Raw genomic sequence first — 10427 nt, forward strand, 5'->3', positions numbered from 1 at the left:
TAACGGTTTTACATTTATCTTCTCCTATATTTCTTAGTAGATTGATCATACAATCAATCACATTTTTAGAGATTTTCTTTTTAACCTTACCAAGTAGGGAAAAACGATATCTACGATCGACTAGAGTTACAATACAAGCCCTACCTGTTTTACCGGCTACAGTATCAGCTTCCCAATGACCGATCTCAAGGCGCTCATTGGCAGCAGATGGCCGTTCATGAATCGTATTCGAAATTGGTATTTTTCCACGGCGCTCTCAATAATTGTTTGTGTGTCGTGTTTTACCTCGATGTTTTAACTTACGAATTGCACCTTTATTGCCGTGAGAAAGATTCGGTTCATCAAAATCTCCGCGATATATTGCACGATAAATCGTATTATAACTAAGAGCTTGCTGATTTATTTCTAGTCTCATTCGGGCACTAATCTCCTCTGGAGACCATTGTTCTTCCAAAAAGAGTCGTTGTACCCGAGAATGAATTTCTGTATCTAGAAGTATGCGTTTACGACCACACTTTCTTCTCTTTCTTTGCTGATACTTTTCTTGTGCTTTTGAGGGAGAATAACTTTTTTCTTGAATAGTATTCCGCTTTAGTTCTCTTGAAATTGTTGATTTTGCACGATTTAGTTGCTTAGAAATATATCCTAAAGACTTTCCTTGCTCATGCAATAGGAATATTATTTCGCGTTCATTAAATGAGTATCCTGTTTACCAAGATGGTTGGACAAATTGTTTAAATTTAGTGAAGGAATTGAAAGTAAAAGGAAACCAATTATATCAATATCCTGTAGAAGAAATGAACAAAACTAAACGATTGCTTGAAGAAAAAGCAGAGAAAATAAATGGTTTGGTAACTTTACACCAGCCAGATGAAAATGCTTATGAATTAGAAATTCTTCTTCCTGAAAATCAACAAGGGATCCTCTATCTTTTGGCAAATAAAGAGCGGACTCGCTACTTAAAAGTTGATTTTGACTCAGAACGAGGTTTTGTTGAAGTAGACCGCACGAATGTAGGGATTGGAAAGATGAATGAAACAAAATCAACACGTCAAAGTAAATTCCTTCCAAACAAAGAGTTGAAGATGAATATCTTCGTTGATACTTCATCCGTAGAAATCTTTTTCAATGATGGTTTGAAAGTATTATCGAGTCTTGCTTTCCCAGAAAAAGAAGATACATTTATCTTTTTGGAAATGAAAGAAAGTCATGTCAGTACGCGCCTTTTTAAAATTGAATAGAGCATTCAAATAGAGACAAGCTCCAAAATTCGGAGCTTGTTTCTATTTTTTTCTTCGAACGTATCATTACTGCTCGTCGTCATTCATTTCTTTAGGAAATGTGTATGATACAGCTCATAAAAAAGTTCTGTACTATACAAACCTCCCCAAATCCCTATAAACCACCCCAAAAAAATGCAAAACAAGCAGCTTCCATATGGGGCTGCTTGTTCGATAATCTATGCCAATATTATTCTTCTTCAATTAAAACGGAAGCTTTTTGATTTTTTTGAGTATATAAGAAAACAGGAACACCTAACAGAGTCAAGACGATTCCCAATAAAGCGTTGAACGGCTGCGTCAGCAAAGTACTCATTAAAATAAACAAGCCTCCTGCAATTGCTACCAGTGGAATAAAGGGATAGAGTGGCACTTTGTAAGAGCGCTCAATTGCGGGTTTTCTTTTCCGCAGGATAATGACTGCCAGGAAAGTCATGGTAGAGAAAATCCATATAACGAATACAATCAAATCAGTCAGCTGATTGAACGAACCGGACAGCATCATCACGACAGAGATAGAAACAATCATTATGCCGCCATTCATTGGGACATAAGTTTTGGGATGCAAAACACCGAACCAATCAGCAAAAGGAAGCAATCCTCTTTTTGCCAGTACATAGGGAATGCGCATAGCAGAAATGAAGTAGCCATTCATTGCACCAAAAACAGAGATTAAAATTCCCACCGTGATTAATTTGCCGCCAATACCTGGAAACAGTTTAGAAGCAACAGCTGCTGCAGGGGTAGCAGTACCTGCAAGAGTAGCGCTATCGACTACAAAAAGATAGGCAACATTGATTGCAAGATAAACGGCCATCACGATGGAGAGTCCGCCGACAATCACGCGAGGCAATGTCTTCCCGGGATTTTTCATCTCTCCCGCCAACGTCCCCACGTTCATCCAACCATCATAAGCAAAAAGGGTGGCAACCAGTGCTGAGCTAAGAGCAGTCAGGAAAGAATGGTCTTCTGAAACAAAAGGCATAAGGCTCTGTTGACCTCCTCCAGGATAAAGTAACCCAGCAATAATGATAATAAAAAGAGGAATAAGTTTCAGGAAAGTAGCGACATTTTGAATCCTGCTGCCATGCTTCGTTCCCATAAAATTCATGAGGGCTACAAAGAGGGCGGTCCCAATCCCAATGGGAATGATCAATTGATCGCTTAACCCGAAAAGATTGATAACTTGCGTCGCAAAGATAATGGCCAAAGCCGCAAAGTTTGCTGGGAAATAAACAATCATCTGTGCCCATCCAGCCAGAAACCCCCAAATCTTTCCATATACTTTTTCCATATACAGCATTAATCCGCCCGATTCCGAGTAAATCGTGCCAATTTCAGCAACAGTCAGACCACCAGTGATGGTAATGATACCGGCAACAAACCAAGCCAACAGCCCAACACCCGGAGCCCCGCTAGCAGAATACACCGCTGTAGGCTTAAAGAAGACCCCCGCTCCAATTACAGTACCCACTAATACTGTCAGCGCAGTCAAGCCGCTGATACTTTTTTTCAATTCCGTTTTTTCCATGTTTTCTAATTCTCCTAAATGACCTTTGTCAGTGATACGTCCATACATTCTAGGGACGAAAAAACGATTCGTCAAGAACTATTTCATAGCAGAATCAACAAATATGGCGCAGGCATTTTTATTGCCTGTGCTACCTGCCATGAATAGGCAAGAGAAGGGTTTTGATTTGCCGTCTCTGATTAAAAAAGGAAACATCGCTATGAAAGATAACCTTCAGAAAAGTATTTTATGTTTCTTTTAGATCAAATGGCATGGAAAAGTGGGAAGGCCGAGCGATTCCTGCTGTCAAAAATACCTCCTTCACGTAATCAACTGCTAAGCCTTTCGTGAAGGAGGTATTTTTCTTTATATTCATTTTACATCTGTAAATCCTCTTAAAAATGATCGTCACAGCATTCTACTTCTGTCTTTCTAAGCCTTTTTATTTACGGAAGCATCAAAAATGCTATCAATTGCATCCTTTAATGCGGCGTTAATTTCCTCATCGGTCTGGTTGACGTTCAGGTCTTGGGAGAGAGCACGGGAGAAGCTGGCGATCAAACCATCATTTTCTTTCAGTTTTACGTTTGCCTCATCCCTTGAATAACCGCCGGAAAGGGCCACGACCCGAAGAACATTTAGATGGTCAATGGTTTCTTTATAAGTATTAGCCACAGTAGGAATTGTCAACTTCAACAAACATGATCGTCTTCGTGTAAGGTATCCAGATTCCGCAGCAATTCTTCTTTCAGAATAGTCTCCACTTCATCTTTTTTCTCACTATAGATGTCGACTTCAGGTTCAATGATTGGCACAAGCCCCGCATCCAGAATCTGTCTGGCAACTTCAAATTGTTGCTCGACAACTGCCCGGATTCCTTTTGGGTTCAGCTCCAAAATGGAAAAGTGTATGACACCTACTATTCTGTTTATGACGCTGATGCAGGACAGGCCTTCTATGAAAATCAACGACTGAACTGTGGCAGACGCCCCAAATGGGCGAACACAAATGCCTTCATTGACTGGGCAGATGACAAAATGTTAAATGAAAAATGGTCGCCGGACGTCGTAGTCGGATTTGCCAGAAAACACGCGCTGTTCGATTGTGCCATCATTCCTGGAACAACTGCTCTTTATCAATGGATTGACCGCGGAATCATGCGAACAAAGAACATGGACTTGCTTGAAAAACTGTCCCGTAAAATCAAAGCGGGCCGCCCAGGACACCGTCCCAACAAGCGTGTTCTCGGGACGTCAATTGAAGAACGCTCTAAAGAAGTTGAAACCCGGGAAACATTCGGTCATTGGGCAATCGACACAGTCGTGGGAAACAGACCAAGTCGGATGCCGTGCTGCTGACGCTGGCTGAACGGCAGACACGCTTTGAAGTCATCCTAAAGTTGAACGGGAAGGACACCGAATCGGTGGACCAAGCGGTTCAACAGCTAAGAGAACGGGCTGGCGCTAACTTCGATCAATTATTTAAGACCGTGACCTCCGACAATGGCTCGGAGTTTTCGGGGCTACACGATGCTCTGCAAGATGTAGCTGACGTCTATTTCAGCCACCCCTATGCTTCTTGGGAGCGTGGGACGAGCGAAAATCAGCATAAATTAATTCGCCGTTTCGTCCCCAAGGGAAGCCCGATTAGTGAGGAGAGCGAGAACCAGATTTTGCGGATCCAGCGTTGGATGAACGATTACCCGCGGAAAATTTTCGGTTATGCAACACCACATGACACATTTGTTCAAGCATTCAAGCAAGAACGATTGGGGGCTTGACCTATCATTACTTGACCTCGGCATGGCTTCATGTCTGGAAAGATGGCCTGAGGCCAGACTGGTCGGAAGACTACCATCCCTCAGTTCATTATCAGAGGGTCACTGATTTAGAATAACAAGGCAGTTACGGTACCAAACAAATGAGTTACCTGTAGTGGCTAACTTAACCTTGAAATTTACGAAAAAATAAAAACATAATTTTTAGGAAGGAAGTATTCAGTTGGTTCAATTGTTTTCCATTGTTTCAAAACATAGAGGCGTGGATTTCCATCATCCCCATTCCGAGAAAATTGGTCATCCTGAAGGAATTGATGTTTACCTTGCTCTCTTTATCAAAACAAATGCTATTTTTTATATAAATGATAAATTTCATCAAGTGAGACCAAATTCTATAGTTATATTTTCTCCTGGCACTTCTTTTTCTTATCATAACCCTGAAGGTGATTGCATTAATGATTACTTTAGATTTCATTGTTCGGATCCAGATTTTTTTGAAATTTTTATGTGTTGCACTTAAATTGTAAATTCGACATATAGAAAAAGGGGCTTTGACATTAGTGTCAGGCCCCTAATTACTATTTACCACAAGTCGTAATATCAGGCTCTTCTTACGAAAGGCATCGGTATGTCGCTGCGTTCCGTCGGCTGTCCCACAAAAGTCAAACTCTTTCGATGCTTTCCAAAATACGCCAATTACTTCCGGTAATTGTTCGGCTTTTTAAGGTGTAAGAGCCGACACCAAGAAAGGAACCTTTGGAAGATTAGAGCAGCGACTTTTGTCGTAGCTTCAATCTATCTACCACAAGTCTTCTCCTTGGTCATAATAAGTCTGGTATTTTTTGATGATGTCGTCTTTTTGTTTCAAGATGTTGGCTAGACCTTTGACCAATTCGCTAGATGTTTCCACCATCGACATGTCCTCTTTTTGGCTTAAAATGGCGTCTGAAACCCCGTCGTAGGGTACTGCTTCGTAGATTTCATCCAGGACTTTGGTGATTTGGTATGCTAAGCGTTCTTTTCGCTGTTCTTCGTAGGCTTTAATTTGCGGTAGGGCACTGATCATATAGCGAAAGTCAAGGTGGCGGGTCATCTGCCCATTTTGCACGAGGACATATTCCTTCTCGAAGGGTGAAATGCCAGGAAATTGGCCGTGAATTTGGTACCAACCATCATAAATTTCCCAAACACCAGGCCGGATCTCAGGCTGAAAATCCCGTTTCAAGACGAAAGTCTCATCATCCCCCGTAATTTCCGCCATCCACCGCTTCTCATCCTCGCCAATCGGCATCAAAGGCAACTCGTGCGAAATCATCCAACCACTCCTCTCAAATTTTTTGTCTAGTAAGTACTAGTTAGTATAGGAAAAAGGGTCAACAATTTCAAGCTGTCACTCCTACAACAGCTTGCGAGACGAGGGCAAAAAAGGTAGTATGGACATGACAAGAAGTGCCATCGTTTAAATAAAATGAAAATGAACTGTGCACAGAAAGCGATACGGGGAGACAGATATGGCGAAACTATTTCAACATCAAACATTGGGCGACTTAATGGCGGGTTTTTTCGATGGGTCGATGACCATAGAAGCCTTATTAAAAGAGGGCAACTATGGGATTGGCACTATGGACCATTTAGATGGCGAATTGATCGTGATTGACGGCAAAGCATACCAGGCCAAGGGAAACGGCGAATTAGTTGTGTTAAAAGGGGGCGAAACCGTTCCGTATGCCGCCGTGACTGACTTTACGCCTGACCAAACCTTCACCGTAAACGAATTATTTACCCTGGACGAATGGCATCAGTTCCTAAAAAGGAAATTGAAATCCTTATCGACATTTTCAGTTATCCGCATCGAAGGGTCTTTTGATTTCATGCATACCCGGGTCATCCCACGCGTTGAAGAACCTTTCCCGCGCTTTATCGACGCCAGTCGCAAGCAACCCGAATTCAAGCAAGAAAACGTCAAGGGTACTTGCATCGGGATTTACGGTCCTTACCTATTTGAAGGTGTAGTTAAACAAGGCTTTCATTGCCATTTTATCAGCGAAGACAAGAACTTTGGTGGCCACATCATTGATTATACGATTAATCATGCAGACGTATCCGTCCAAACCGTCACCGACTTCCACCAGCATTTCGCAACTGATAATACAGCTTTCATGAATGCCACAGTCAATTACGATAACCTCATTACAGAGATTAACGAGAGTGAATAAGGGCAGTCATTTTGCCAAAAAAAAAGCGCACGGGGAGGTGCTAGCTATTAAACTTGATATGACCATCGCGGGCTATCCCGTTCAAGTAACCAAGCAGGCCAACTATAAAAACTTGACCTTAAAAGCCGTCCCGCCTCATGGAGACCTGCGTATTTCAGCACCCAATTATGCCAGTAAAGCCGCTATTGTCGCCTTCGTGGAAACTAACTTAGCCCAAATTGAGCGGATGCAGGCAGATATCCAAAACCGTTACCAAGACCAGGTCAAACGCTATGAAACTGGCGAAATCCATTATTTATGGGGCCAATCCTATCCTTTACTAGTCATTGAAAAACCGGGGCCAACATCTTGCCAATTAATGGATAACCAGCTAGTTTTAACTGTCAAACCAGGAATGGACCAGGATGGGCGGGCACAAGTCATGACGGCCTTTTACAGACAAGCGTTGAAAGACCAATTGGCCATTACCGGCCCTAAAATGATGACGCATATGGACATATGGGCCAATGAATTTCGGATCAAGCAAATGAAAACTAGATGGGGGACCTGCAATATCCAGAAGAAACGCATCTGGATTAGTTTGAACTTGGTCACTGCACCATTAATTTGCCTGGAATCAGTTGTTGTTCACGAATTAGTCCATTTACTAGAAACCAACCATACCAAGCGTTTCTACCAGCTAATGGACCAATATTTTCCGAAATGGCAAGAAGCGAATGCAATTTTGTCGAAATTACCTAGTTTATTTCATTAAAAATCTGTTAAAATAAAAGCAGTAATCTCATAAAAATAAGTTAAGCCCCAAGTTGATTTGGGACTTTTTTCTTTTTGAGAAAGAAATGATTTAGAGGAGTTGTTCATATGGCAAAGAAGGGGTTTAAAATACCGCTAGCCTTGAAATTAGTGATTGCAATTATATTAGGAATTATTGTCGGCCAATTTGGTTTTCTACCAGAAATTTTCTTCCAAGTATTAAAAACATTATCCGGATTATTCTCCGAGTTCCTGGCCTTCATCATTCCATTGATGATCGTCGGCTTGATTATTCCAGGTATCGCTGAACTAGCAGAAGGTGCGGGTAAACTTTTAGGGATTACTGTAGCCATTTCCTACGGGTCAACAATCGTTGCCGGTATCATTGCCTATGCTGTAGCCAGCAATTTATTCCCAATGTTTATCACCTCCGACTTGGCAAATACCATCCAAAAATCAGGTGAAGGGGCCACCGCCTTATTCTCAATTGGTCTAGAACCCATGTTTTCAGTTACCGCAGCCATTATCTTCGCCTTTATGTTAGGCTTAGGGATTTCTTGGCTACGAGCAAGAGGACGCGGAGAATCTTTAATGACAGTGTTTACCGACTTCGGTAAGGTTATCGATTTAACCTTACAAACAGTCGTGATTCCATTCCTGCCATTCTATATCTTCTTCAACTTTGCAGACATGTCATATTCAGGTTCAGTATTCGCCGTTATGTCAGTCTTTTGGCGGGTATTAGTCACTGCCATCTTCTTACATTTACTATACCTAACCTTCATGTTCGCCGTGGTTGGTGCTTACGCCGGTAAGAACCCAATTCAAATGATGAAGAATCAAATTCCAGGTTGGTTAACAGCCGCAGGTACCCAATCATCTGCCGCAACCATTCCAACAAACGTTGAAATTGCCCGGAAAAATGGCGTCTCTGAGCAAATCGCTAACTTCGTTGTGCCACTATGCGCCACTATCCATCTAGCTGGTTCAATGATTACCATCATATCTTGTGTGACAGCCATCTTAATGATGTACTCAATGCCAATCTCAATTGGTACAATGGCTGGCTTCATCATGGTATTAGGAATCGCTATGGTCGCTGCACCAGGTGCACCTGGTGGGGCCATCATGTCAGCTTTACCTTTCTTACCAATGGTTGGTCTAACAGAAGCCTTCAACCAATTAGCCATTTCTTTATACATCACCCAAGACTCATTTGGTACCGCAACAAATGTATCAGGTGACAACGCCATCGCCGTCATCGTCGATGCCATCTACAAAAAAGATAAAAAAGCAGAACAAGCTAAGTAGATTTACTCTAAAGGATTCAGTGTAAAGGCTGGATCCTTTTATTTTATTTTATTTTATTGTTGGTAAGTCGATAATATTGTAGGTCATTTTTTCAGTGGGGGTAGGCCTAATTGGGATAGACTGTTCGAATTTTCACTTTCTTGTGGTAAACTATATAGGTATTAGTGGCGTATGACTGACCAGCACCCAATGAAGTAGAGCTATCATGAAGCGTATTGCACCTTGTTTATGTTTTAGTGCCAGCGATTGTGAAGAGGCGGTTCGCTTCTGAGTAGATCTGATTCCAAATTCAGAAATTCAGCAGATTGAGTACTATCCAGATGCCAGTTTAGACGAATACTTTGAGGGTATGACAGGTAGAGTTATTACGGCAGAGTTCACTTTAAATAACCACCCTTATATTGCTTTGGATGGCGGGCCATATTTCCGTTTTAATGAAGTGATATCTTTGAGGCTTAATTGCGAGAGTCAGATGAAATAGATTATTACTTGGAAAAATTATGCCGCTTTTCCTAAAGCTGAGCAGTGTGGTTGTGTAAAAGATAGATATGGTTTATCATGGCAAATTGTGCCGGCAAATATTGGAGAGTTACAACATCATTCAGCACAAATTCAAGCCATGATGCAGATGAAGAAGATTGATATCCAAAGGCTATTAGATTTAGCGTAAGGGAAAGGAAACACAATGTTATTTGGGCAATTAATTGAAAATGAAAGTTCGTATACACTGTACTTTGAAAGGGACTTTTACCAGTCAAAAGAGGCGGTATTCAACGCTTTGACAGATCCGGTCATTTTTTCAAAATGGTATCCATTCGCAACAGGGGAAATAGATGGCCAAGTTGGCGGATTGATTAAATTTGACGACGGCGAAGGGAATCTCTACCAAGGGGTGATTACTAAGTTTTCACTTGAAGATGGTTTTGAGTTTATCGAAGATGGCCGCGATGTGATACGCATGGAGATCTCTGAAACGGAATCTGGTGCTAGATTACATTTTAACCATACATTTTCAGACCTTGCCTGGGTAGTGCAAACGGCTACCGGTTGGCATAATTGCTTAAATGTATTCGTGCAAATCATGAACGGTCAACCACCACAATGGCCATTGCCAGATGAATTGGTTGAGTTAACGCAAGCTTATGAAGCATATTTTAAAGAAATAAAATTTAAAGAAGAAAAATAGCCTAGAAGTCAAGGGATACAACGTTCCAGGCTTCCGGGCTATTTATTTGCATATCATTACATGTTATTTGGTGATATGTTTCGTTAAGACTTTTTTGTTTGAGATATGAAGGTTTTCGTCAACGTCATAAATAATGGGTTCACCGGTTGCGATTTCTAAGTCAGGAATATCTTCATCAGAAATACCCTCCAAGTATTTGGTTAATGACCGCAAACTGTTGCCATGAGCGACAACAAGGACATTTTTGCCTTCTTTTAAATCAGCTGCAATATGGTCTTCCCAATAAGGCATGGTCCGGTTTAAAGTGTCTTTTAAACTTTCGCCTGCTAATAAATGGTCGATATCAAGGTCTTGGTAGCGGCGGTCAAAAGTATTGGCAGTCGCTTGAGGCGGG

11 protein-coding genes and 3 pseudogenes are annotated in these 10427 nt (G+C 41.5%); 8 read left to right on the forward strand and 6 right to left on the reverse strand.

Annotated features, from left to right (window positions below):
- Positions 1 to 700: pseudogene (locus AC973_RS10220) on the reverse strand (IS30 family transposase); the annotation flags it as partial.
- Between the two features lie 43 nt (positions 701 to 743).
- Here AC973_RS10220 and AC973_RS05730 point away from each other — a divergent pair.
- Complete coding sequence (locus tag AC973_RS05730; protein ID WP_048728445.1) at positions 744 to 1241, forward strand: GH32 C-terminal domain-containing protein; 498 nt, start codon at positions 744 to 746, stop codon at positions 1239 to 1241.
- A gap of 229 nt (positions 1242 to 1470) precedes the next feature.
- Here the strand turns inward: AC973_RS05730 and AC973_RS05735 are convergent, their stop codons facing one another.
- The 3 genes from AC973_RS05735 to AC973_RS10120 form a co-directional block, all read right to left on the reverse strand.
- Positions 1471 to 2811 (reverse strand): APC family permease, encoded by a 1341-nt coding sequence (locus tag AC973_RS05735; RefSeq protein ID WP_048728447.1) that lies wholly within the window; start codon positions 2809 to 2811, stop codon positions 1471 to 1473.
- A 411-nt stretch (positions 2812 to 3222) separates the two neighbouring features.
- Positions 3223 to 3489 (reverse strand): hypothetical protein, encoded by a 267-nt coding sequence (locus AC973_RS10115; protein WP_205713463.1) that lies wholly within the window; start codon positions 3487 to 3489, stop codon positions 3223 to 3225.
- Positions 3483 to 3686 carry a hypothetical protein gene (locus AC973_RS10120; RefSeq protein WP_205713467.1) on the reverse strand — a complete coding sequence of 68 codons (204 nt, stop codon included), beginning with the start codon at positions 3684 to 3686 and terminating at the stop codon, positions 3483 to 3485. Before AC973_RS10120 ends, AC973_RS10115 begins: the two co-directional genes overlap by 7 nt.
- On the opposite strand from AC973_RS10120, the pseudogene AC973_RS10225 reads away from it, so the two are divergent.
- Both AC973_RS10225 and AC973_RS05755 read left to right on the forward strand, forming a co-directional pair.
- Positions 3678 to 4570: pseudogene (locus AC973_RS10225) on the forward strand (IS30 family transposase); the annotation flags it as partial. The gene AC973_RS10120 and the pseudogene AC973_RS10225 overlap by 9 nt on opposite strands.
- Positions 4571 to 4790: 220 nt before the next feature.
- Complete coding sequence (locus tag AC973_RS05755; RefSeq protein WP_048728451.1) at positions 4791 to 5087, forward strand: hypothetical protein; 297 nt, start codon at positions 4791 to 4793, stop codon at positions 5085 to 5087.
- Between the two features lie 279 nt (positions 5088 to 5366).
- Here AC973_RS05755 and AC973_RS05760 read toward each other — a convergent pair whose 3' ends face one another.
- Positions 5367 to 5882, reverse strand: a complete 516-nt coding sequence (locus tag AC973_RS05760) for a hypothetical protein (protein ID WP_048728453.1) — start codon at positions 5880 to 5882, stop codon at positions 5367 to 5369.
- A gap of 196 nt (positions 5883 to 6078) precedes the next feature.
- On the opposite strand from AC973_RS05760, the gene budA reads away from it, so the two are divergent.
- From budA to AC973_RS05780, 5 genes and pseudogenes are all read left to right on the forward strand, one after another.
- The gene (gene budA / locus AC973_RS05765; RefSeq protein ID WP_048728457.1) at positions 6079 to 6783 is read left to right on the forward strand and encodes an acetolactate decarboxylase; all 705 of its coding nucleotides are present in this window, start codon (positions 6079 to 6081) and stop codon (positions 6781 to 6783) included.
- A gap of 37 nt (positions 6784 to 6820) precedes the next feature.
- Positions 6821 to 7537, forward strand: a complete 717-nt coding sequence (locus tag AC973_RS05770) for a M48 family metallopeptidase (RefSeq protein WP_225968938.1) — start codon at positions 6821 to 6823, stop codon at positions 7535 to 7537.
- Between the two features lie 107 nt (positions 7538 to 7644).
- Positions 7645 to 8847 carry a dicarboxylate/amino acid:cation symporter gene (locus AC973_RS05775; protein WP_048728460.1) on the forward strand — a complete coding sequence of 401 codons (1203 nt, stop codon included), beginning with the start codon at positions 7645 to 7647 and terminating at the stop codon, positions 8845 to 8847.
- A gap of 280 nt (positions 8848 to 9127) precedes the next feature.
- A pseudogene (locus AC973_RS10195) lies at positions 9128 to 9406 on the forward strand (VOC family protein); the annotation flags it as partial.
- A gap of 126 nt (positions 9407 to 9532) precedes the next feature.
- Entirely contained in the window at positions 9533 to 10033 is a 501-nt protein-coding gene (locus AC973_RS05780; RefSeq protein ID WP_048728462.1) for an SRPBCC domain-containing protein, read from the forward strand.
- A gap of 63 nt (positions 10034 to 10096) precedes the next feature.
- Here the strand turns inward: AC973_RS05780 and AC973_RS05785 are convergent.
- The coding region (locus AC973_RS05785; protein WP_048728465.1) for a 2,3-bisphosphoglycerate-dependent phosphoglycerate mutase at positions 10097 to 10427 on the reverse strand (331 nt) is incomplete at its 5' end.

Origin of the sequence: Carnobacterium sp. 1290_CSPC (assembly GCF_001053265.1) — a bacterium.
GTDB lineage: Bacteria > Bacillota > Bacilli > Lactobacillales > Aerococcaceae > Aerococcus > Aerococcus urinaeequi.

What these genes read in the sequence shown, in the direction of transcription:
- AC973_RS05735 (WP_048728447.1), bottom strand. Translation starts at nt 2,811, where the DNA reads ATGGAAAAAACGGAATTGAAAAAAAGTATCAGCGGCTTGACTGCGCTG.
- AC973_RS05760 (WP_048728453.1), bottom strand. Translation starts at nt 5,882, where the DNA reads ATGATTTCGCACGAGTTGCCTTTGATGCCGATTGGCGAGGATGAGAAG.
- budA (WP_048728457.1), top strand. Translation starts at nt 6,079, where the DNA reads ATGGCGAAACTATTTCAACATCAAACATTGGGCGACTTAATGGCGGGT.
- AC973_RS05775 (WP_048728460.1), top strand. Translation starts at nt 7,645, where the DNA reads ATGGCAAAGAAGGGGTTTAAAATACCGCTAGCCTTGAAATTAGTGATT.
- AC973_RS05780 (WP_048728462.1), top strand. Translation starts at nt 9,533, where the DNA reads ATGTTATTTGGGCAATTAATTGAAAATGAAAGTTCGTATACACTGTAC.